General features: G+C 62.7%; 20 protein-coding genes. 12 read left to right on the top strand and 8 right to left on the bottom strand.

Features of this window, described 5'->3' with window-relative positions; genetic code table 11:
* The first annotated feature begins 93 nt into the window (after positions 1 to 93).
* The 3 genes from BHD07_RS22875 to BHD07_RS22865 are packed head-to-tail and all read left to right on the top strand — an operon-like array spanning position 94 to position 3,933.
* Complete coding sequence (locus BHD07_RS22875; RefSeq protein WP_338283202.1) at positions 94 to 660, top strand: 2Fe-2S iron-sulfur cluster-binding protein; 567 nt, start codon at positions 94 to 96, stop codon at positions 658 to 660.
* Positions 657 to 1,640, top strand: coding sequence for an FAD binding domain-containing protein (locus tag BHD07_RS22870; protein ID WP_275598763.1), 984 nt, complete (start codon positions 657 to 659; stop codon positions 1,638 to 1,640). The genes BHD07_RS22875 and BHD07_RS22870 overlap by 4 nt, the downstream gene beginning before the upstream one ends.
* A 1-nt stretch (position 1,641) precedes the next feature.
* Positions 1,642 to 3,933: a xanthine dehydrogenase family protein molybdopterin-binding subunit gene (locus tag BHD07_RS22865; protein ID WP_338283201.1), complete on the top strand. Its 2,292-nt coding sequence runs from the start codon at positions 1,642 to 1,644 to the stop codon at positions 3,931 to 3,933.
* Between the two features lie 39 nt (positions 3,934 to 3,972).
* Here the strand turns inward: BHD07_RS22865 and BHD07_RS22860 are convergent, their stop codons facing one another.
* On the bottom strand, positions 3,973 to 5,301 hold the full coding sequence (locus BHD07_RS22860; protein ID WP_338283200.1) for a four-carbon acid sugar kinase family protein: 1,329 nt from the start codon (positions 5,299 to 5,301) through the stop codon (positions 3,973 to 3,975).
* 23 nt (positions 5,302 to 5,324) lie between these two features.
* Positions 5,325 to 6,581 (bottom strand): 3-oxo-isoapionate-4-phosphate decarboxylase OiaX, encoded by a 1,257-nt coding sequence (gene oiaX, locus BHD07_RS22855; RefSeq protein WP_338283199.1) that lies wholly within the window; start codon positions 6,579 to 6,581, stop codon positions 5,325 to 5,327.
* A 137-nt stretch (positions 6,582 to 6,718) separates the two neighbouring features.
* Between oiaX and BHD07_RS22850 the strand changes: the two genes are divergently transcribed.
* Positions 6,719 to 7,432: a transcriptional regulator NanR gene (locus BHD07_RS22850; protein ID WP_338283198.1), complete on the top strand. Its 714-nt coding sequence runs from the start codon at positions 6,719 to 6,721 to the stop codon at positions 7,430 to 7,432.
* Between the two features lie 35 nt (positions 7,433 to 7,467).
* Here the strand turns inward: BHD07_RS22850 and BHD07_RS22845 are convergent, their stop codons facing one another.
* Together BHD07_RS22845 and BHD07_RS22840 are read right to left on the bottom strand one after the other, a co-directional pair.
* Positions 7,468 to 9,462: a glycosyltransferase gene (locus tag BHD07_RS22845; RefSeq protein WP_324764167.1), complete on the bottom strand. Its 1,995-nt coding sequence runs from the start codon at positions 9,460 to 9,462 to the stop codon at positions 7,468 to 7,470.
* Positions 9,444 to 10,676: an HlyD family secretion protein gene (locus BHD07_RS22840; protein ID WP_338283196.1), complete on the bottom strand. Its 1,233-nt coding sequence runs from the start codon at positions 10,674 to 10,676 to the stop codon at positions 9,444 to 9,446. The genes BHD07_RS22845 and BHD07_RS22840 overlap by 19 nt, the downstream gene beginning before the upstream one ends.
* A gap of 321 nt (positions 10,677 to 10,997) precedes the next feature.
* Here BHD07_RS22840 and BHD07_RS22835 point away from each other — a divergent pair, with 321 nt between their 5' ends.
* The 7 genes from BHD07_RS22835 to rpiB all read left to right on the top strand — a co-directional run bounded on the left by BHD07_RS22835 (position 10,998) and on the right by rpiB (position 17,482).
* On the top strand, positions 10,998 to 12,023 hold the full coding sequence (locus tag BHD07_RS22835) for a sensor domain-containing diguanylate cyclase (RefSeq protein ID WP_338283195.1): 1,026 nt from the start codon (positions 10,998 to 11,000) through the stop codon (positions 12,021 to 12,023).
* A gap of 16 nt (positions 12,024 to 12,039) precedes the next feature.
* Complete coding sequence (locus BHD07_RS22830; protein ID WP_338283193.1) at positions 12,040 to 13,020, top strand: NADPH:quinone reductase; 981 nt, start codon at positions 12,040 to 12,042, stop codon at positions 13,018 to 13,020.
* Between the two features lie 367 nt (positions 13,021 to 13,387).
* Complete coding sequence (locus tag BHD07_RS22825; RefSeq protein WP_338283192.1) at positions 13,388 to 14,158, top strand: FadR/GntR family transcriptional regulator; 771 nt, start codon at positions 13,388 to 13,390, stop codon at positions 14,156 to 14,158.
* Between the two features lie 23 nt (positions 14,159 to 14,181).
* The gene (locus tag BHD07_RS22820) at positions 14,182 to 15,174 is read left to right on the top strand and encodes a TRAP transporter substrate-binding protein (protein WP_338283190.1); all 993 of its coding nucleotides are present in this window, start codon (positions 14,182 to 14,184) and stop codon (positions 15,172 to 15,174) included.
* A gap of 81 nt (positions 15,175 to 15,255) precedes the next feature.
* Entirely contained in the window at positions 15,256 to 15,723 is a 468-nt protein-coding gene (locus BHD07_RS22815; RefSeq protein ID WP_338283189.1) for a TRAP transporter small permease, read from the top strand.
* Positions 15,724 to 15,734: 11 nt separating this feature from the next.
* A complete protein-coding gene (locus tag BHD07_RS22810) occupies positions 15,735 to 17,012 on the top strand; it encodes a TRAP transporter large permease (RefSeq protein WP_324764185.1) in 1,278 nt (425 codons plus the stop codon).
* Positions 17,013 to 17,035: 23 nt separating this feature from the next.
* Positions 17,036 to 17,482, top strand: a complete 447-nt coding sequence (gene rpiB / locus BHD07_RS22805) for a ribose 5-phosphate isomerase B (protein ID WP_338283187.1) — start codon at positions 17,036 to 17,038, stop codon at positions 17,480 to 17,482.
* A 44-nt stretch (positions 17,483 to 17,526) separates the two neighbouring features.
* Here the strand turns inward: rpiB and BHD07_RS22800 are convergent, their stop codons facing one another.
* Genes BHD07_RS22800 through BHD07_RS22790 form a run of 3 tightly spaced genes read right to left on the bottom strand, consistent with a single transcriptional unit; the run spans position 17,527 to position 20,473 of the window.
* Entirely contained in the window at positions 17,527 to 18,207 is a 681-nt protein-coding gene (locus tag BHD07_RS22800) for an ABC transporter ATP-binding protein (RefSeq protein WP_338283186.1), read from the bottom strand.
* Complete coding sequence (locus BHD07_RS22795) at positions 18,204 to 19,445, bottom strand: ABC transporter permease (RefSeq protein WP_338283185.1); 1,242 nt, start codon at positions 19,443 to 19,445, stop codon at positions 18,204 to 18,206. The genes BHD07_RS22800 and BHD07_RS22795 overlap by 4 nt, the downstream gene beginning before the upstream one ends.
* 5 nt (positions 19,446 to 19,450) lie before the next feature.
* On the bottom strand, positions 19,451 to 20,473 hold the full coding sequence (locus tag BHD07_RS22790; RefSeq protein ID WP_338283184.1) for an efflux RND transporter periplasmic adaptor subunit: 1,023 nt from the start codon (positions 20,471 to 20,473) through the stop codon (positions 19,451 to 19,453).
* A 134-nt stretch (positions 20,474 to 20,607) separates the two neighbouring features.
* On the opposite strand from BHD07_RS22790, the gene BHD07_RS22785 reads away from it, so the two are divergent.
* Positions 20,608 to 21,300, top strand: a complete 693-nt coding sequence (locus BHD07_RS22785) for a TetR/AcrR family transcriptional regulator (RefSeq protein WP_338283182.1) — start codon at positions 20,608 to 20,610, stop codon at positions 21,298 to 21,300.
* Positions 21,301 to 21,810: 510 nt separating this feature from the next.
* Here BHD07_RS22785 and BHD07_RS22780 read toward each other — a convergent pair.
* Positions 21,811 to 22,815 (bottom strand): LacI family DNA-binding transcriptional regulator, encoded by a 1,005-nt coding sequence (locus BHD07_RS22780; RefSeq protein WP_324764191.1) that lies wholly within the window; start codon positions 22,813 to 22,815, stop codon positions 21,811 to 21,813.
* Between the last annotated feature and the right edge of the window lie 100 nt (positions 22,816 to 22,915).

Raw genomic sequence — 22,915 nt, 5'->3', positions numbered from 1 at the left:
CCGGGTTCTGGCAACCCCTGCCGCCTCGCGCGACTGACCTGCCCCGCTCCGGCGCGAGATGCCGCGGCTGATGCAAATCGAGAGGGTGTGCTCATGCCATCGCCCCACCGAACGCCTAAGGCGGCACCCATCCCGCCTGCCGGCTCAGCGCTGATCCTGCTGAAGATCAACGGCGTCGACCATTCCCTGTCGATCGACCCACGCACCTCTCTGCTGGACGTTCTGCGCGAGCATTTGAGCGTTACCGGCCCCAAGAAGGGATGCAACCAGGGCGCCTGCGGCGCCTGCACGGTTTTGGTGGACGGTCAGCGCGTCCTGTCCTGCCTGTCGCTGGCGCTTCAGCTTGAAGGCCGGGAGATCACCACGATCGAAGGCATTGCCAATGGCGAGCTTCACCCGCTTCAGGCCGCATTCATAGAGCATGACGGTTTCCAATGCGGTTATTGCACCCCCGGGCAGATCTGTTCGGCGATCGGAATGTTCCAAGAATTTCAAAGCGGCTTGCCGAGCGCCGTGACCGGGGACATGGCCGCGGCTACGATCGAATTCTCGGACGCCGAGATCAAGGAACGCATGAGCGGAAACCTCTGTCGTTGCGGGGCTTATGTCGGCATCTGCGAGGCGATCCACGGCGCATTTGACCGCGAGGTGGCGAAATGAAGAGCTTCGCCTATGCGAGAGCGACTGATCTGGAAACCGCCGTGCAGCTCCTCTCCAAGACCCCGAATGCGAAGTTGCTCGGCGGCGGCACCAACCTTGTGGACCTGATGCGCGAGAACATCGAACAGCCGGACGCGCTGGTGGATGTGACCGGGCTGCCTCTGGACCGGATCGAGGAGCGGCCGGATGGCAGCCTTGCTATCGGTGCGACGGTGCGGAACACGGCGGTCGCCGGTCATCCGGTCGTGCGGGACCGCTATCCGTTTCTGGCCCAGGCGATCGTGTTCGGAGCATCGGGCCAGATCCGCAACATGGCGACCGTTGCGGGCAACCTCATGCAGCGAACGCGTTGCCTCTATTTCTACGACCACGCGGCGCGCTGCAACAAGCGTGCCCCGGGAGCGGGATGCGATGCGATCGGGGGCTTCAATCGGATGCACGCGATCCTCGGAGCCTCGGACAGCTGCATCGCCACGCATCCGTCCGATATGTGCGTCGCCCTGGCGGCTCTCGATGCGAAGGTGAACGTCGTCGGGCCCAGCGGCGCGCGCACGATTGCCTTCGAGGACTTCCACCGTTTGCCGGAGCATACCCCCCATATCGAGACCGACCTGCAGCCCGGCGAACTTATCACCGGCATCGAGATCCCGCCGCTCGGCTTCGCCAGGCGCTCGCTCTACCGGAAGGTCCGGGACCGCGCGAGCTATGCTTTTGCCCTGGTCAGCGTGGCCGCAGCTCTGGAGATCGACAGCGGCAAGGTCAGGAACGTCCGCCTGGCGCTCGGGGGCGTGGCGCACAAGCCGTGGCGGGCTACCGAAGCCGAGCGCGTCCTGGCGGGAGCGAACGCTGGTGCCGAGAGCTTCAGACAGGCGGCGGAAGCCGAACTCGCGCCGGCAAGAGGCCTCGCCCATAACGCCTTCAAGGTCGAATTGGCGAAGCGCACGATCGTCGGCGTGTTGGGCGAATTGGCCGGAGGGTAAGATGAGCGTCCTGCAGAAGCTTATGGAAACCGTCGTCCAGTTCATGCCCGACAAGGCGCCGGACCCGCTCATCCACAAACACGGTTACCTCGGCACGCCCGTCAGCCGCGTTGACGGGCAACGGAAGGTGAAGGGTGAAGCGCGCTTCGCCGCGGAATTCGAGATCGAAAATCTGGCTTATGCCGTTCCGGTCTGCAGCACGATCGCCAAGGGGCGAATTGTCGGAATCGACGCCTCCGATGCCGAGAGGAGTCCAGGCGTCATAACGATCGTCACTGCCGAAAACGCCCCGAAGATGAAACGGCCGCCACTCATGGACGTAAGGCACATGGACAAGGGGTTCGCGGCCAGTGATCTCGCCGTTCTGCAGGACGACGAGATCAGTTGGAATGGGCAGCCCGTCGCGGTTGCCGTTGCCGAAACGCTCGAACAGGCGGAGCATGCGGCTTCGCTCGTGCGCGTCGACTATGATGAGAAAGCAGCGCGGGTTTCGTTCGAGGACCTCAAGGCGGAAGCGACCGTGCCATCCGCCGTCATGGGCGAAGATCCGGAACTCGAGATCGGCAACCCGGAGAAGGCTTTCGCGGCGGCGGCAGTCAAGGTCGACCATCTCTACCGGACACCGCACTACAACCACAACGCCATAGAGCCGCATGCGACGATCGCCGCCTGGGACGAAGACGGCAGGCTGACGGTTTTCGACTCGACCCAATTCGTAAACGGCTGCAAGCACGCACTCGCAGGCATGTTCGGCCTTAAGGGGGACGACGTGCGCGTCATCGCACCATTCGTCGGCGGGGGCTTCGGCGGCAAGGCCGCCTTGTGGAATCACACCGCGCTCTGTGCGGCGGCGGCCAAAGTCGCCAATCGCCCCGTCAAAATGGCGCTCGCTCGCGAAGACGTTTTCCGCCTCATCGGCGGCCGCACGCCTTCGGAACAGCGCGTCGCGCTCGGCGCCGATGAGGATGGAAAATTCGCGGCGATCATTCACACCGGGGTGACGGCGACGACGACCCACGCCAAGTATCCCGAACAATTTTCATTGACTCCGCGGCATCTCTACGCCTCGCGGACAATGACCGTCGGTCAGAAGGTCGTCGATCTCGATACCGTCGCCAACACATGGATGCGCGCGCCGGGGGAATCGATTGGCACTTTCGCTCTGGAATCGGCCATAGACGAACTCGCCTACGCGATTAAGATCGATCCGGTCGAACTTCGCCGTTTGAACGAGCCCGAAAAGGATCCCACGAAAGGCACGGAATTTTCGAGCCGTCATCTCGTCGAGGCCTATCGGCGCGGCGCGGAAAAGTTCGGCTGGAGCCGGCGGCCGGCCGAACCGTGTTCGCAGCGCGATGGAAAATGGCTGATCGGACAAGGCGTGGCGACGGCCTATTACCCGGTCTTCCGCTTTCCCGCCGCAGTTCGCCTTCGCATTTCCGCCGACGGCAGCGCACTCGTGCAAGCGGCGGCGAACGAAATGGGCATGGGAACCGCTACGGTGCAGATTCAGCACGCAGCCGACCGTCTCGGCCTGCCGCTGGAGATGGTTTCATTCCGCTATGGCGACTCCGCCCTGCCGGACTCGCCGATCATCGCCGGCGGCTCGAGCCAGACCGGCAGCATCGCCGCGGCGGTGCAGGTGGCCGTCGAAAAGATCCATCGCGAACTCATCAAGCTCGCCGGTAACGGCTCGCCGTTGGCAGGTGCAAACGTAGAGATCGAGGCACGCGACGGCGGGCTTTTCCTGTCCGGCGAGGGAAGCAAGGGCGAGACCTATGCCTCGATCCTGAAGCGCGCCGGCCGTGATTTCATTGAAGTGGAAGAGACTTCGGGAATGCCGTTCGAGGTAATGAAGTACTCCATGGCCTCCTACGGCGCGCAATTCTGCGAAGCTCGCGTCAACGGGGAATCAGGCGAAGTGCGGATCTCGCGCTGGCTCGGCTCCTTCGATTGCGGCCGGATCCTCAATCCGAAAACGGCCGTCAGCCAGCTTCGCGGCGGGATCGTCATGGGGATCGGCATGGCTCTCGCGGAGGAAACCTTGCTCGACACGCGCCGCGGGCGGATCATGAATCCGTCACTCGCCGAATATCATGTCCCGGTGCATCTCGACGTGCCGCATATCGAGGTCATCTACAACGACATTCCCGACGAACATGCGCCGCTTGGCGCACACGGGGTCGGCGAAATCGGCATAACGGGCGCGGCGGCGGCAATTGCGAATGCCATCTTTCACGCGACGGGAAAACGCATTCGCGATCTGCCGATAACGCTCGACAAGCTGCTATGAGAGCGCTTTCGGAACGACGCACTTTTCCTCGGAAGAGCCTTAGCCCCGTCCATCCCGGATCATCGAAAAATAGTCGTCGAACCCGACCTGGCCGCCCTTCAGAGCGACCTCCATGCCGTCCACCCTCGGATCGGCGCTATGCGCGGTGCAGAGAGGCGATCCCGGCGACTGCGGAAGCGGCAGCCGCAATGTAAGCGCGTCGACAGAAAGCTGGCCAAGGGCGTGGCTCGACGTATCGCCCCCGGCGATCACAGCGCGGCGGAGCCCGGCCCGCGTCACCAGTTCTCTCAGCAGCGATCCGAGCCGTTCGCCGATCCGGTGACGCGAGCCATCCTCCAGAGGAATGGCTTCGCCCCGATCGGCAGAGGGGCCGAGTGCGGTATAGAGAATGATACTCCGGCCCTTCTCCAGACAGGCAAGCCCCCGCGCAACGGCATCCTCGAATGCCGAGCCGGCATCCGTCGCCGCGAGTGCGACTGCATCGAGCCCTATCCCCTCGAAACCGTTCTCCATCGCATGACGGATTTGCCGCTCCGTGGTCGGAGAGACGCTGCCCGAAACCACCGCGATCCGGTCGACCGGTCCGGGCGGCGCGAATGCCGGCGCTTCGCCGAGCAGGCCAAGGCGACGCCATTCGCGAACGAGCGCATATTCGATGCCGGACGAACCGCAGACGAATTGCCCTTCCGCCGCTCGCGTCCGCCAGAGCTGGCGCCCGACGACGGCCTGGCTCCCCTCATCCGCGACATCGAGAAGGACGAGTTGGTGATCCGCGAAAACCCTGTCGGCGAACGCGTCCACGTCCGGCGATGCGAGTTGCACGAGGTCTACAAGTGCCGCGCTGAGCGATGTCTGACGCGAAAGGTGAAGGCGGATATCCGCCTCGTTCATCGGGGTTACCGGATGCCTGCTCATCACCGGATGCCGGTCTATGCGGTAGGTTTCGCCGCGAAAGGCGGCGAACAGATTGCCGAAGGCGGTGTAACGGCGGATCTGCGGCGCGCCGATGACCAGCGGTACCGGCGCGGCGCCGAAGACATCCCGCCCGATCTCGATCGCCTTGCCTATGTTGCCGACACCGGGGCTCGAATCGAAGGTCGAGCAAACCTTATAGTGGGCGATCTCCGCCTTCAGCGCCTTCAGCCACAGAAAGGCCGGAGGAAGGTTTTCCGCCATCCAGCCCGGTGTCTGGCTGCGGCTGGTGCCCGCGAGCCCAAAGGCACGGCAATGGCCGAAGCGCTCGAAGAGCGAAGGCTCAGGCACCTTGAGAAACAACGCGGTTTCGACCCCGTGCGAGGAGAGTGCCTCCATCACGTCGGTCGAGCCGGTCAGATCGTCGCCGTAGTAGCTGAGCAAGGGAATGTGCATTGGGGTCTCCGGTCGAACGGAAGTCAGGCGCCCTTGCCGTCGGCGAATTTTTCGAGCGATTGCGCCAGTTCGGGGTGATCTCTGGCATAATCGGCCAACGGGATCCCGGCGACTGCCGCCTCCCAGGCCTGGCATACGGCCCTGACGCCGGCGCCGGGTCCGCCCGGATGGCTGACGATGCCGCCGCCGCAGAGATAGAGCAGATCGGTCGTATGCCCGGTTCGTGCATAGGTCTCGGGCGCCTGTCCGCCCCATTGACCCGACGCCACGACCGGCAGCGGACAATCCTCCTTGGAAAAGAGCGGCGTGCTCACGGCCTCGAAGGACTTCACGAAGCTCTCGTCAGGTTCCCAGTATTTGACGCGGATGCCGTTGATCTGGAACTGGTCGACCCCGAGGAGGCGCCAGAATTGCTGCCAGACAGAAAACTCCATTCCCAAGCCGCCATGACGCGTGAGAATGTCCCAGCCGTTGCGATGGGCGTGGAGAACGAGGCCGGAGCGCTTGCGCAGGTAAGCGACGCCGCCCATTCCGACGGAATTGATGTTGACGACCGCCGCATTGCCGCCGGCCGCGACCACCAGATCGTGGTTTCGCATCATCTCATCCGGATCGGCATGGGATATGCCGAAGGCATACATCACCTTCTTGCCGGTCTTCTGCTCGTGGTCGAGGATTCTCGGCATGATGGCTGCAATCCGCGCACTCAGCGGGGAATAGGCCGGGCTCATCAGCTTCTCGTCGTCCTTGATGAAATCCACCCCGGAGGAAAGCAGGTCGCCGACGAGCATCGCCGTTTCCTCGGGCCGCAAACCCAGCGCCGGCTTGACGATCGTCCCGATGATCGGACGGCCTTCGACACCGGTCAGGCGCCGGCTGCCGGCAACACCGAACTGCGGCCCCGGATGCGCCGCCGCGAACTCCGGCGGCAGCTTCATATCCACGATGCGGATGCCGGTCATTCCCTTGATGGAATAGACGCCGCCGATCGCAATGGTCATCAAGGCGGAAAGATCCGTTCCTACCGCATCGAGCGGGAAGGCAATCTCCGCATCGGCCCGGTTGAAGCGCGTGGCACCTCCGGCCTCGTCCGGCCATGAGGCTCGATCGGCGGGTTCGAGGTGGCGGATAGCCACTACGCGCGCGGCCGCCCGCGCCTTCAGCTCTTCGCTTTCGCCCGGCACCGGCACGAACGTTCCGGTCGACTGGTCGCTTGCGATCTTTCTCGCCAGGACTTCGACATCGCCCGGGGTCTCGATGCGGTAGGTGATGCGTATCACGGCAGCGCTCTTTGCATTCGATTCAGTAGCTTCTCTCGCGCAACTGGTATAATGAGTATCTGAGTTAGGCAAGAGAAATCTCGCCTGCCGGAAGAAACCTGCCTATAGAGAATGATCCGCAAGCTGCTGGAGTTCACATGGTCATGCAATCCGAGCCCATCATCCGCAGGAAACTTTCCGACGAGGTGTTTGCGCGGCTGAAGGCGTTGATCGAAACCGGCGAGCTGCAACCGGGAGATGAGATGCCCTCCGAGCGGATGCTGATGGAGCGCTTCCAGGTGGGACGCCCGGCCATTCGCGAGGCGATGCAGGCGCTTGCCAATATGGGGCTGATCGAGATTTCGCATGGCGAGCGGGCCAAGGTGCTGCAGCCGACGGCGCGGTCGCTGCTTCGGCAGGTGGATGCCGCGGCCAAGATCATGCTCGCGGCCTCCTCGGATTCGCTGGAACACCTGAAGAGCGCGCGCATCTTCTTCGAACGCGGCATGGCGCGGGAGGCGGCAAGCAGGGCCGAAGCCGGCGATATCGCGGCGCTGGAGGAAACCTTGAAGCGGCAGCAGGCGGCACTCGAGGATCCCGATGCCTTCATCGCCGCGGACATGGCGTTCCACACCCGCATTGCCCAGATTTCCGGCAATCCGATATATACCGCCGTCAGCGAGGCGATGCTCGGCTGGCTCAAAGAGTATCATACGGAAATGCTGATCTGGACCGGCCGGGAGAACGTGACCCTCACGGAACACGAGGAAATCATCGATTGTATCCGTCGCGGAAATCCGGACGAAGCCGAGCAGGCGATGATCAGACACCTCGAGCGCTCCCGCACGCTCTATGCCCCGAAGGGCAGGTAGAGCGGAGGCATCCCGCCCGGCTGCAGAACCGCTGATCAGGCGGTTCGCGTGCGACCGAAAGCGCGCAACAGCAAATTCACCGAAACGGCGATCTTGTCGATATCGGGAACGTCCCGGGAATAGCGCCCGGTGTAGAGCTTGATGATCATCTTGTCCCGCTCGAATCCACGCAGGTCGTAGTGAAGATGAAGGTAGTAACGCTGCTTGTCGCCGGTGCGGGTGATGTCCCCGCGCCGCTGCGTTACCTGCTTCAGATCCGCTTCGAGCGGCGCGAAGCCTTCGATGTTCAACCTGACCTTGGTCGATTTGAACCGCGTTTCCGTCGAAACCGCCACCACCGCCTTGTCCAGCGAGAGGCTCACGAGGCGGCCTTCGACGCCATCCACATCCACCGGCTCGTCGAGCTTGAACGCCTGCAGCAGGCGCCGCGGCTTCTCGAAGCAGATAAGCGAGGCGATGATCAGCACCACGATGTTGATGCCCGACCAAAGCGCGGCAATCGCCGAGAACGAACCCTCTACCCGCGCCGTCTCCGGAACGATGTTGATCAGGAGGCCCAGCGCGGTAACCACGATGAAGCCGGCGATCCAGGTGAAAGTATAGGCGTCGAAGACGTTCTCCTCGTTGCTGCTGCCCTTCGGGGTCACCTTGAATGGCTTGCCGAAGGGCCTGACCAGACTCGAAAGGACGGTCGGCAGCATGCGGAAGGTCGAGAAGGTACCGACGGCGGTGGAAACCACCGGAAGGTAGCGCGTCGGCGTGAGCCAGAACATCAGCAGGAAATAGGCCGCGAGCAGGGGCACCTGGTTCGAGACATAGTCGGCCACATCCGTGAAATAGAGCGGCAGGGCGCCGAACCACAGATAGATTATGGGAATGAGAAGCACGATGAAGCGGACCAGATATTGCACCAGCCACGACATGGGCAGGAACATGACGCGCTGAAAGAGCGAGAGACCCGGCCCGCGCAAGGGGCCGTTGTGCAGGTAGAGCGTCTGGATACCGCCTTGGCACCAGCGCTCGCGCTGGACGAAATAGCCGGTGAGATTCTCGGCCGCCAGACCCATCGAAAGGCGCTCGTTGAGATAGCGCGTCTTGAAACCCCTGTTGAGCATCGACAGCGTCGTCAGCAGGTCCTCGGTGATCGACTCGGTGGGAAATCCGCCGATGGCGTCTACGGCCTTGCGCCTTGCGATCGAACAGGAGCCACAGCAGAAGCTGACGTCCCAGCCGTCGCGGCTGGGGGCGATCTCGTCGAAAAACAAGCGTTGCTCATCGGGCCATAGGTTCTCCAGTCCGAGATTGGACTGGATCGGATCGACGTTGAAGAAGTGCTGCGGTGTTTGCACGATGCCGATGGTGTCGTCCATGAAGAAAGGCAAGGTGCGCCGGAGGAAACTGCGATAGGGCACGAAATCGGCATCGAAGACGGCGATGAAATCGCCTGCGCTGACGCGCAATCCGTTGTTCATGTTGCCGGCCTTGGCATGCGCGTTGTCGCTGCGCGTGACATGGATCGCCCCGCGCCCCTCGCAGAACGTCCTGAGCCAGTCGCGCCGGCCGTCATCGAGCACATAAACCTTCAGCTTGTCCTTGGGATGATCGAGCGCAAGCGCCCCGACGATCGTCCGTTCCAGAACGTCGAGCGGCTCGTTATAGGTCGGTATGAAGACGTCGACCGTGGGAAGTTCCCGTTCATCCCGCTCAAAAAACTGCCGCTCCAGCCGATCCCCCTCGGCGCTGCGGTCGACGTAGCGGCTCATCAGGATGAGGAAGAGCACAACCTCCGAAAAGGCGAGGAACTCCACGATGAAAACGAACCAGACCCAATAGAAATTGGCGCCGTCGTTCGGATAGGGGAGAACGGTTTCGGTGAAGCGCCAGATCAGGTAACGCAGCGCGAAGGCAGCGACGACCGCGCAGGTGACCGCGCGCGACCAGCTCCTGTGGCGCGGCCAGTTGAAAGGCCCGAGGAGAAAAAAGGCGATGACGAGTAAGGTCGGCGCCAGCGCTAGAAGAGACTGAACCACAAGCTTTGAACCCACTGCGCCAGGTGAAGGCTGCGCTTGGAGAAACGAACCTGGGCCGTTCGCCCGACCTGACAGAAATTCGCGAAATCGGTGTTGAGTGCCGACGGAGCGAGCGTGACGCGGATGCGGGCATTTCGCTCCTCTGTCTCCGGCTCGTTGGCGGCCAGCGTGTCCTTTTCCACGACCGCGGACGATCCCCTGACCGCTTGCACGCGGCCTTTGAAGACATCTCCGCGACCGAAGAGCCGGACCTCCGCCTCGCGGCCGGGATAGATCTCGTCATAATCGACTTCAGGAACCAGAATATCGACGAACAGCTCGCGGCAGTCGAGGATGCGCATCATCTCGTTGTTCAAAATGACATTGGAACCGCTGACCACGTTGCGGCTCCACACCACGCCATCGAGGGGCGACGGGATCGTCGCGGCTTCGAGACTGAGAACCCGCCTCTCCTCCTCGGCTATCTGCTGGTCCGTCTGTTTTGCCCGTGCCTCGTTCTCCGCGATCCGCGTATTGAGATCGTGGATGCGGACGATCACCTCGTCCTGGCGCTGCCTGGAATAAGGCACGTCGTTCTGACCATCGCCGACGATGAATATGCCCTGACGCACGGCTTTGAGGCGTTGCTGCAGCAATTCCACGGTCAGATTGCTGATCTCGAGTTCGCCGCCGGCGGCCGCACCGGCGGCTTCCGCCGCCTCCACCATCTTGCGGGTGAATATCCCCTTGGCCTCGAGGTCCTGCCGCCGGACGAGGTCGACCCTCGCTACGACGTCCTGCGCGCGCGACACTTCGACCCTCTTCTGGAGGATCTGAACCTCGCGCTCCAGGCTGGCGATGGTCGCGTTCCTGAAGATGTCGAGCCGCCCGGCAAGATCGTCCCGCAATCGCGCGAGTTCATCCCGCTCCCGCCGCAGCGCCGCGACGCGCTCGACGGCGGTTCGATGATCGGTGCGCAGCGACGCCAGGATCGCTCTGTTGACACGCTGCTTACGGATCGTCGCGAGCGTTTCACCCTCTGCCACCGGCGTTCCGATTCGAGGCGCCGGTTTCTCGATTTCGCCGTCGATCGGCGCATTTATCACGGCAAGGCGTGCGTTTACCGTCCCATCCAGGCTGCTGTAGCCAGTCAACCCGGGCAGCAGGACGGCAATTGCAAGCGCCAGGAGGAGGATGCCGACGGTAATACGTGTGAGCCGATGATTGAGGATCATGTCAAAATACTCACTGGGGTCAGCCCGTTCGGCTGATACGCTGCTGCAACTCTTCTCGCGACGCCGTGCCCGAACTCAAGTCCGCCTCGCCGCATCCCGTCACGATTGAATGGTATTCTTTGCTGAGCAACCCTCAAATTTGCATGTTTCCATGGTGAACTGCGTAAAACTTCGGCGAGTGACGGAGAGTGCCCGCATTACTCTAAGGTTTAAGGATAGCGCGCCGACGTTTTTTTGCGATAGGTCGGAACGCCGCCGGGCTTCCCCTAACAATGGACGGGTCGCCCGGATCGCCATCTTTCACGAACGACGGAGACAGAAATGGGACAAGCCGTAAGAATCCCCACGAACGAGCGTCAAAGGTTGCTCGCAGTCCGTTCGCTCAATTCAATCGGCAGCGCTCCCACGCCCGAACTCGCAACCCTGGCCGAGCTTGCCAAGGGCATCTTCGACGTTTCCTACGCCGCCATAAACATCATCGACGAAGACTGGCAGCGGATCGCCGGTCAGGCGGGCTTGAGGATCGGCGAATGCTCGCGCGAGATGTCCATATGCACGCGGGTCGTCTTCGCGGACGAACTCCTCATTATCCCGGATCTGGCGGAAGACCGTGAACTGAAAACGAGACCGTATGTGGTCGGAAGCCCGCACTTCCGGTTTTACGCCGGCGCGCCCGTCTATCTCGAGAACCTGCCCGTCGGCAGCTTCTGCATCCTCGATGGCCGGCCCAGGGATCTTTCCGACGAGCAGGCGCAGAACCTGCGCCGATTTGCGGCGGTCGCCAGTGCGCTTTTGAGCCTGCAGAAGGCGAATCTCGTCATGGGCCTCGCCCATAACCAATTACAGAATGCGGCCATCACCGATCCGTTGACGGGCCTGTTCAACCGCTCGGCCCTCTCGTCGATCGTCGACGGGGCTCTCCACCACGCGATTGCGGCGGGTCAGACCTTCGGGGCTCTTTACCTCGACATGGATGGATTCAAGGCGATCAACGACGAGCTTGGCCATCCCGCCGGCGACGCGGTTCTGTACGAGGCCGCCAACCGGATTCGCTCGGTCATCAGAGCAGGCGACATCCCGATCCGCATGGGCGGCGACGAATTCGCCGTTTTCATTCCAAATCCGCTTAATGCACCAGCGCTCGCAGCGGTTTCGCAGCGGCTGGTCGCGGCTTTTCGCGAACCCTTCCGGGTCGACGGCGAGATGGTCCTCGCACGCATCAGCATCGGCGGCGCCCTCGCCCCGTCCAATGGGCAGCAACGAGCGGAGCTGCTGAACAGCTGCGACAGGGCTCTCTACGCGGCAAAGCGTAACGGTCGCGACCGTTTCGTCGTCCTCGACGTCTGACGGACAGGCAACGACAATGAGAGCTGCATGGTACGAGAAGAATGGCGCCGCCCGCGATGTCCTGGAGGTTGGCAGCCTTCCCGAGCCTATCCCCGGCCCCGGAGAGGTCCGCGTCCGCATACATGCGTCCGGCGTCAATCCGTCCGATGTGAAGGCCAGGGCGGGACGGCCCCTCATTGCCGGGAGAATGATCCCGCACAGTGATGGCGCGGGCATTATCGATGCCGTGGGAACGGGTGTCGCAGGCGAGCGCATCGGCGAGCGGGTATGGACCTGGAATGCCGCCTGGCGGCGTTCGAACGGTACGGCTGCCGAATATGTCGTCCTTCCGCAGGATCATGCGGTTCACCTGCCCGATAACGTATCTTTCGAGGAGGGCGCCTGCCTCGGCATTCCAGCGCTGACGGCACTTCGCGCCGTGACCACGGACGGAGCCGTATTTGGAAAAACCGTGCTGGTCACCGGAGGTGCGGGCGCAGTCGGCGCTTACGCCATTCAGTTCGCCAGGCTTTATGGCGCGGCTCGCATCGTCACGACCGTCAGTTCGTCGGAAAAGGCTGAAATCTGCACGCGGCTGGGAGCCGACCACACGATCAACTACAGAACGGAAGATGTCGTCGACCGGATAGGGGGCATCACCAACGGGCGCGGCGTCGACCGTGTCATAGAGGTGGACGCCGCCACGAATCTCGAGATGCTGCCAGGCATTATAGCGCGGGACGGGCTTTGCGTAATCTACGGCTCCAGCAAACCGGAAATCTCATTCGAGTTCTTTCCGATGATTCTCGCCGGCGCTGCGGCGCGGTTCTTCATCGTCTATGAGATGTCGCCGGAAGTGCGCGAGCAGACCGTCGGCGCGCTTAAAGGGCAGCTGGCATCCGGGCTTCTCAGACATCATATCGCCGAAACATTCGCGCTGGACGACATCGCCGCAGCCCACGAGGCGGTCGAGAGCGGGAAACCGGTCGGCAACGTCGTCGTTTCTGTCGCTCGGTAGGCCACGGCCTGGCGGTCTTTCTGGTCGGTGCACATCTCGGAAGACCCGGTCACCGGCGAGCCTTCGCGCCTCCCTTTCCCGTGCGGGCGACGGTCGTCACGGAGCTCCTTTCACCCGGTATCCGCCTGGAAATCCTCGCCACTGCGGTCTGCTCCCCGGATTGAGCAGTTCAAGCGGCAGCCCAAGCCGGCTGCACGCGTTGCTGCTGCAGCGGAGTCCCTCGCCGCATCTGAGATTCTTGTGATCCGCGGGCCTGGCCGGGCGGGCGGACCGACCATTCTCAACAATTTTCCGCGAATTCAAGCAGCGCGGCTTGACCGGCATGCGCATGTGGTGCTTACTGGTAATACCAGTTGGGACCATTTCCATGAACCCTGTGCTATCCGAAGGCGCCGACGAACTTGCGGGAACGGAAAAGGTGCTCTCCTTCTTCCGGGAGCAGCTGTTGTCCGGTGCGCTCAAGGTGGGCGACAGGCTGCTGGGCGAGAGGGAGCTTTGCCTCGCTCTGGGCGTATCGCGGCCGGTGCTGAGGGAGGCTTTGCGGTCGCTCGCCAATCTGGGCTTCCTCGATATCCGCCATGGCAAGGGCGCCTTCGTGCGCAAGGCCGACGTGGGCGTCTTCGGCGATTTCCTGACGTTCTGCCTCGCCCAGCAGCCCGACATGCTCGACGACATCATGCAGGCTCGTGTCGCGATCGAATGCCAGGCTATCCGTCTTGCCTGCATCCGCGCGACGGATAGCGACCTCTCACGCATCGGCGGCCTGCTGACACGGCTGATGGACACGCTTCACGACGCGGAAGACGGGGGTGCTGCGGACTTCGCCTTTCACATGGCGATCGTCGAGGCCAGCCGCAGTCCCGCGCTCGTCACGGTTTACCGCTCGATATCCGACCTTCTGAAGCGCAGCCATGTCCAGCGGCGCGCCGAGACGAGCGACGCGCACGGCATCACCGACTATCTCGTGGAGGCCCATCGGGAGGTCTTTCTGTCCATTCTTGCGCGCGATCCGGACAAGGCCGACAGGATGCTGCGCGAACATTTCGCCATCGGCGACGAGCTTCGGCGCAAAAGCTACATAGCTGCCTTCACCAGGAAGGGCGCGCCGCAAGAAGAGGAAAAAGAAGCAGACAGCTAGTTTTATCCAGGGAGGAGGAGAGCATGCTGAACTTTCTGAAACATGGCCGGATGGCCGGCGCCGTGCTGGGAGCCGCATTGTTTGCCGGAGCCGCTTCCGCAACCGAATTGCGCTATGCGCATGTGGGCGCAGAGGGGGACATCCAAACGGTCTATGCGGCACAGGCAGCGGAGGGCATTGCGGCCGCGACCGGCGGCGAAATCACCGTCACAGTCTATCCCGCCAGCCAGCTCGGCGGGGTTGCGGAAATGGTGGACGGTGTGCGCATGGGTTCGATCTCCATGGGCCATCATGATTTCGCTTCCCTCGCACGACTGGTGCCTGAGGTCGCCGTCTTCAACGCGCCTTTCATCTACCGCGACGGCGCCCATGCGCTCGCTGCGACGGACCCGCAGTCGTCGCCCGCCCTCCAGGCGATCAACGAAAAGCTCATCGCACAGGGCGTGCGGATCATCGGGCGCATCTATCGCGGCGACCGCCACATCTCCTCCAACTTCCCGGTAAAGACGCCGGCGGACCTTGCCGGCAAGCGTTTCCGAGCGGTCCCCCTCGAGCTATGGGTTTCCATGGTCAAGGGCTTCGGCGCCATTCCCACCCCCGTCGAGGTTGCCGAACTCCCGACAGCGCTGATGACGGGCGTGGTCGTCGGCCAGGAAAATCCGCTGACCATGATCGCCTCCAACAATCTCAACGAGGTGCAATCGCATCTGTCGATGACGGGTCACATGCGCGCCGTGCTCGCCGTCTTCATCAATGAGGAAGTCTGGCAGGGATTGAGCGAAGAGCAGCGGACGGCTCTGACGAAGGTCCTCGACGAGGAGGCTCAGAAATCGCTGAAGATGGCGACCGAATCCGAGGCCGATCTGGTGAAGGAACTCAAGGGCCGCGGCATGACCGTCATCACCGAGGCCGAAGGGCTCGACGTCGCGGCATTCCGTGAAAAGGTCAGCGCCCAGATCCGGCAGGACTTCCCGAATTTCGCACCGCTCATCGAGCAGATCGAAGCGGTGAAGTAAACCGAACAGCTGCAGGGGCAAGCCACTGTCCCTTGTCCCAGCAGCGCCTGTATTTTTTTAGCCAGAATGGGAGGGGAGAAGATGCGTCTGCCCGAACGTGTCCTGACGATTGCCGTGGTTGCCGTGATGGCGGGGCTGGTCATCGTTCCGACGGCTCAAGTCGTCATGCGCAGCGTCTTCGGCCTGCCTTTCATCGGTGCGGAGGAACTGACCCGCTTCCTGCTCATCTGCCTGGTGTTCCTCGCCTATCCACTCGTGGTCGGGCATGGCGAAAATATCGTCATGGGCGAGTTCAAGGCGGCAATGTCGAGGAGGGCGCGCGCGATCGTGAATGTCGCGATCTCGGCCTGCGCGATCGGCGTAACGGGGTTCATCGGCTGGGTCACGGCCATGAACATCACCCGGAACCTGACCAACGCCACGCCGACCCTCGGCATCCCGTTCTGGATATTTCTGGGCGCCACGCTCTTCGGTTTCGCGGGTGCGGCGCTCGTCCATCTTCTGCATCTGCGCAAGCCGCCGCAGGCGGATAAGAACGTCGCAGTCTGAAAGGTTGGTTCATGGGTTTTCTGGTCGTTGCGGCCTTCCTCGGTCTGTTCATGCTTGGCTTCCCGGTGGTCTACGCCATCCTGCTGCCGTCAATTCTCTACGTACTTGTTGAGGGCTTGCCGTTCGGGCTGCTTGCCCAGCGGATCACCTACGCGCTGGATTCGTTTCCGCTGGTGGCCGTGCCTCTCTTCATCTTCGTCGGCAACCTCATGAACCTCTCCGGCATTACCGATCGCATCTTCCGCTTCGCCTATACGCTCGTCGGGCGGATGCCGGGTGGCCTGGCGCAAGTCAACGTCTTCGGAAGCCTGATCTTTTCCGGGATGTCCGGGGCGGCGCTGGCTGACATCGGAGGCCTGGGGCGCATCGAGATCGACGCCATGAAGAAGCGCGGCTTCGATCCATCCTTCGCCGGCGCGGTAACTGCCGCTTCCGCGACGCTCGGGCCGATTTTCCCGCCTTCCATCCCGCTCATCGTCTACGGCTCGGTCACGAGCGTCTCGATCGTCCAGCTCCTCGTAGCCGGCATCATGCCCGCCGTTCTGTGTACCGCCCTGCTGATGCTCACGGTGCTGATGGTCGCCATCCGACATGGCCATGCGCGCGCGGAGCGCTGGCCGACGGCAGGCGAGCTGGTCGGCACGCTGGTGCCGGCGCTACCGGCCATTCTTGCTCCGGCGCTCATGGTCGGCGGCATGACGGCCGGCGCCTTCACACCGACCGAGGCGGCCGCGATAACGGCCGTCTATGTCATCTTCATCAGCGGCGTCCTGTACCGTGAACTGACGCTGGCGCATCTGTGGCATTCGGCGGTTCTGACGGCCCGCAGCTCCAGCGCGATCCTCATCATCGTCGCCTCGGCCGCGCTTTTCGGCTGGATTCTGGCGGTCGAGCAGGTGCCTCAGACCTTTGCGGCGACGCTGCTCGGCTGGTCGAAGGACCCGCTGATGCTGCTGATCATCGCAAATCTGATCTTCTTCGTCGCCGGCATGTTCCTCGACTCGACAACCGCAACGCTGCTTCTCGTTCCCATCATCGCGCCGCCGCTCGTGATGGCCGGTGTCGACCCGGTTCAACTCGGCATCGTGACGATCTTCAACCTGATGCTCGGACTGCTGACGCCGCCGATGGGTTTGTCGCTGTTCCTCGTGTCGGACATCGCCAAGGTGTCCATCCGGCAGCTCCTGCGAGCGCTTGTGCCCTTTTACGTTCCGCTGGTTTCCACGCTTGTCATCCTCACTTTAGCGAAGGACTTCACGCTGTGGCTGCCCCGCCTGATCGCCCAGTAATCTTTTCTCCAGGAGACACCAATATGCGTATCATCATCGGTTCCGACCATGCTGGCTTTCACCTCAAGGCCACGATCATCGACCACGTCACCTCGCTCGGCCACGAGGTGCATGACGCAGGCTCGTACGATGCGAACCCGGTAGACTTCCCCGACATCGCAAAGACGGTCACTTCCTCGATCATCGCGGGCAAGGCGGATCGCGGGCTAATGGTCTGCGGCACCGGCGTCGGCGCCTCGATCGCGGCCAACAAGGTGAAGGGCATCCGCGCCGCGGTCTGCCATGACGTGCATTCCGCCCATCAGTCGGTGGAGCATGACGACGTCAACGTCATGTGCATCGGCGCCCAGATCGTCGGCGCATGGTTGGCAAGGGATCTCGTTGCAGCCTACCTCGCCGCCGAATTCTCCACCGACGAGGATTTCCGGCGCCGGGTGCGCAAGCTCGCCGAAATGGACGAGCAGCGCTGAGCATCCGCCGGCCGGCTCCGCGCCGTTCGGCGAAACTCGCGCATCTATTCTTCCTTGCTGACCTCGCCATCCACGAGGTGGATGCGACGATCCATGCGGGCAGCCATGCCCAGATCGTGCGTCACCGCGACGACCGTCTTGCCGCGCTCGCGGACAAGTCCGTCGAGAATTGCGAATACCTGCTCCGAACTCCTGCTGTCGAGGCTTCCGGTCGGCTCGTCGGCCAGGATCAGCGGCGGATCGTTGGCAAGCGCCCGTGCGACCGCCACGCGCTGGCGCTGGCCGCCCGAGAGCTGATCCGGCCGCTTGTCGAGATGATCGGCGAGGCCGAGCGAGGACAGCAATTCGGTCGCCCGGGCCCGCATCGCGGCGCGGCCGAGGCGGGCAAGCTTGCGCATCGGGATTTCGACGTTCTCACGCGCGGTAAATTCCGGCAGGAGGAAATGGAACTGGAAGACGAACCCCATTGTGGCGAGGCGGGTCTCCGCCCGCTCCTTCTCACTCATGGGCTCCGTATCGCGTCCGCGGACGCGGAGCATGCCTTGCGTCGGCTGGTCGAGCAGCCCCAGCAGATAGAGCAGCGACGACTTTCCCGATCCCGAGGGGCCGGTAACGGCCACGAACTCGCCCTCGTCGATGATGAGGTCGATGTCCTTCACCAGCGTTACCGGAACCGTCTCATGCAATATACGCGTGAGGCCGCGAGCCTCGATCAGCGGGCTCATGTCGCACCCCTTATGATGTCCACCGGATTGACGCGTGCTGCCCGGCGGGCAGGCAGATAACCGGCGACCGCTGCCGAGGACAGGGCGAAGGCTGTCGCTACGGCATAGTGAAGAATGCTCCACGCGATCGGTAGCCTGGTCATTTCCTGGCCGGTCGCGGCAATTTCGAACCGTACCCGTGAAAGGGCGTAGGTGATCGCAAAACCGAGCGCCCAGCCGAGAAGGGAACCCGCTATGCCGATCGCCAGCCCCTCGATCACGAACAGACGGCGCATGTCGGCTTGCGAAAAGCCCAGCGACTTCATGATGGCGATGTCGCGCGCCTTCTCGTGCGTGATGGTGGAAACGATGTTGAAGATGCCGAAACCCGCTACCAGCATGATCGCGGCGACGACCGTGTACATGATGACGTTGCGTACGACGAGCGCTTCGAGAATGGACTCGTTCGCCTCCTGCCACGCGACCGCCTTGTAGCCGAGTTCGGCCTCCACGCGACGCGCCACGGTGGGCGCGGCGTTCGGGTCGTCGAGCTTGATCCGGATCTCGTTGATTGCATTCGGCCTGTTGGACAGGATCTGGGCGTTCTTCAGCAGCACATAAGCTTCGCCTTCGTCACGCGCCGTGGTGCCGGTATGAAACAGGCCGACGATCTTGAAGTTGCGGGCAAGGCCTTCCGAAGACACGGCGGTAATTGTATAGCCGAGCCCGGCACCCAGCCTCGAGGCCATGGTATCGCCTATCACGACGTTGTTGCCGCCGGCCGCAAGCGCGCCGAAGCTGCCGGACTCGAAATCCTCTACGATGGGCGAGACCTTCACCTCCTTCTCCGGCTCGATCCCGATCACCACGGCGCCGACTTCGCGGCCCGAGTAGCGGATCACGCCCTGAACGTTCAGAACCGCGGCAAGCCTGCCGGGCATCCATTCTTCCAGCCAGGAGACCGCCTTGGTCGGATTGATGATGCCGCGCCGGTCGTCCCGCGGCCTCAGCCCGGATATGGCGACGGCTTCGAAGAGGTCTTCCGCCGGCTGCCGCCGCGCCGAACGCTGCTCATCGGTCACATCGACATGCGGCATCGTGTCGACGAGCTGGCGAACGAAATCGTCCTGCCCGCCCTGCATCAGCGCCGCCATGGCGATCGAGAAGCCGACGCCAACGGCGACACCGACGACCGCGACGAGGGTCTGGCGGCCGCGGCCGGCGACGTGCGTCAAGGCGATATCGAGGATCAGGCGCATGGCGTTCAATTCGTCGTTGTTTCAACCACATCCACCCGAGTCCCCTCGGTTAAGTCGGGGGGCAAGGGCGAGATTATGTGTGCGGTTTCCTCCAGGCCGGAAAGGATCTCTACGCCGTTCGTGCCGCGGATGCCGGTCTTGATTTCGCGCAGTTTCGCCGTCCCGCCTTCAACCACCGCGACTCTAGTCCCGCTGACCGCTGCCGCGGGGATGACCAAGGCGTTGCGCGACACGCGAACCACGATGTTTACGTCTGTGGACATGCCGATTCTGAGCGGCGTGTCCTCCGGCAGCCGAAGGCGAACACGGTAAGTTTTCGTGACGGGATCGCCCTTCGGCGTGATGCTGTCGACAACCGCCTCGAGCGCGCGCTCTGGAAACGCATCCGACCGAAGGTAGGCATTCTGGCCCACTTCGACCCGCGGAATGTCCTCCTCGTTCACCTCCGCCTCCACGATGAGCGGGCGCGGCTCTCCGACCCAGAAGAGAACGGTCCCAGGCTCGGCGACCTCGCCGATCTCTCCATCCTGCCGAAGCACCCGCCCGTCGCTGGGCGCGCGCAGCACATAGGCCGCAAGCCGCGCCTCCTGCCCCGCGATCAATGCCTCCAATTGAGCGACGTCGGTGCGGGCCCGGTCTACAGTCTGCTCGCTTATCGTGTTTCGTTCGGCCAAGGCGAGCTTGCGGCGGTATTCTTCCTGCGCAAGCGACAGGCGAGCCTGCAGCTCGCTCAGAATCGCCCGCGCCTCCGTATCGTCCAGGCGCGCGAGCACGGCACCCTTTTCCACTCGGTCGCCTTCGCAGTTGCACTGCTCGACGATCCGCTCGCGCACTGTCGAAGTGACCTTTGCCCAAACGCGCGGCTCCACGACGCCGCTGGCATAAACGATCTCCGCCGCATCACCGCGCTTCGGCGTCACGACCGAAACGGGCACCGCTCGGGTCGCATACCAGAAGGCAACCGCACCGACTGCGGCGGCTATCGAAATACCCGCCGCGTAGCGCCTCATCTGCCGCATAAGCCGCACGAACCACTCCTGAAACTCACTCGCATAGACTGTCAGGATAGCATTAGACCGACCGTCGGTCTATAATCGCACACAGGACTTCGCGCATCCTGCCAACACGTGTAGAACGTTCTTCTCCGGTTCAGGACAAGTCTATGCCACGAATCAAGAAATCGCCTGACGTCAGAACGAATGAGATCATCGGTTGCGCTGAACGCCTGTTCTTCGAGCAGGGATACGAAAACACAACCGTTAACGACGTGATCCGGGAAGCGAATGTTTCCAAAGGGGCGTTCTATCACTACTTCGTTTCGAAGGAGGCACTGCTGGAGGCGGTCGCCGCGCGCATGGCACGCCAAAGCCTGAAGGAACTGCAAACGGTATTCGAGGATCCCTCCCTCGACGCCGTCGGCCAGCTGAATGCCCTTTTCGCGGGCTCGCGGCGCCTGAAAGTGGACATGGCGCCGCAATTGAAGAATACATTCAACGCACTTTTCAAGCCGGAGAACATCGTTCTCTATCATCGCATCGACGTAGCGGTCAGCGCTGTGACACTCCCCTTTCTAACCGAACTTCTGAGGCGCGGTCACAAGGAGGGGAGCCTCGACGCACCCGATCCTGAAGCCCTCGCGCCGATGCTGTTGTATTTGCGGCTTGGCGTCGCCAAAACGATGCATCAGGCCCTGCAGCAGACCGAAGCCGGCGACCTGGACGGCGCGGCGCGGACGCTGGATGGCTGGATGCGCACCTACGGGATGGCTGTCGAACGGCTGCTGAAGATCCCCGAAGGGACGATCGAAGTAACGGAACCGGGCTTTTCGCGCGCATTTCTGGAAGCTTCCGTCTAGCTCCTTGAAGCCGATACTTCCGGACGGAAAACCGCTGCGCACTTTTCCTGGAAGTGCTCCGGATATCCCCGATATTCACCGGCGATAGCCCTGATGGGTCAGTGGAGCCGAAGCATTATGCGTGCTAGTCCTTCGTCAGCCGTCTCGGACGGGGGAAGACGGTCAGAGGCCTGGCGCTTCAGCGACTGGCCTCGCCGGGGGCTGGGGCACAGCACGCCGGCAATCCGGATGGGTTCGAAGCTCGACGTCCTGGCGGAATCAGGGCTTACCCGAGCGGAAGGCCCTGACCGCTATCGGCCAGGGCCCCATTCATTTCCCACCAGCTCAATAAGAGAGCACGGACACGGCAATACGGTCTCCAGCACAGCCCATTACAAGCCATAGCGATGCAAGAAGATGTGTCGGTGCAAGTGGGATATTACACAAACGTATTACTATAACCAGTAACAAATTGGGGGTATTCGCATTAAATCGGCTCGTGAATACCATCTGCTCCGAGTCGAACCGGAGTTACCCTCCCCGGACGGATGAGCGCCAAATGAGGTCAGGCCGGAAGCGAACCGATTGGTCGACCGGCTCCTGCCTCTCGTTGACGAGCCAAGCAACCGCCTCCTGGGCTATCCTGTCCACGGGTTGCGCGAAAGTGGTCAGGTCATAGGAGGACCAGGCGGCCTGTTCAATGTCGTCGAAACCCGCGACACAGAGCTGATCGGGGATAGAGACACGGAACTGGTGGCGCGCGGCATCCATGAAGCCGCATGCAAGGAGATCCGTGGCACAGAAGACCGCATCGGGACGCTCGCCGAGTGTCAGCAGCCGCTGCGCCAGAACGCGGCCGCTTTCGTAATTTGTCGGCCCGTGACGCTCGACCAGAACCGGGAGGCCCGCTGCTTTTGCCGCCGCCACGAAGCCGTGTTCGCGCGCCATCAGGCTCGGGGTGCCGGCTTGCGAATTCGCGAAGGCAAGACGCCGGCAACCGGCGCGCACGAAAGCGGTGACGACCCGCCCCGCCGCCTCCGCGTCATCGAGATTGATACGAAGAGGGCCCTGCTGGTCGTCGTCGCGGTTGATGAGGACGAGGCGCTGGCCGTTCTTGAGGCAGAGCTGGGTAATCGACCGGTCGGGCATTCCGGACAGGATGATCGATGCATCTGCACGGTACCGGATTGCCTGCCGCAACGCGAGATCCACACTGCCGTCCGAGCGGTCCGTGTTGATCAGCATGGCGACCTTGCCGGCGTTCTGCAATTGCTGCGTCATCGCCCGGATCAGGTTGGCGCGGTAGGGCGTGCTCATCTCGGATACGATAAGGCAGACGATGCCACTCTCGTTGCGCATCAGTCCGCGCGCGAGATGGTTGACGTGGTAGCCGAGCGCTTCCGCCGCCTCCACAACCCTTCGCCGGGTTTCGGGCGAGACGCTGGCGCCGGGTGTAAAGGTACGGGAGACGGCTGAGCGTGAGACGCCCGCCCGCTCTGCGACTTCCTGGGCGCTGACAAACGGCTTCGGCGGCATTCACGACCTCTCCTCGCTCCTGCACGCAGAATTGCACTATTTTGCAATTGCGTGCAACGCCGTCATATTGCGCAATATCGAACAAATTTATTGACACTCC

The sequence above is a fragment of the Sinorhizobium sp. KGO-5 genome (genome assembly GCF_036245905.1).
GTDB classification, from domain to species: domain Bacteria; phylum Pseudomonadota; class Alphaproteobacteria; order Rhizobiales; family Rhizobiaceae; genus Sinorhizobium; species Sinorhizobium meliloti_A.
This window is presented reverse-complemented; position numbering and strand designations above follow the sequence as displayed.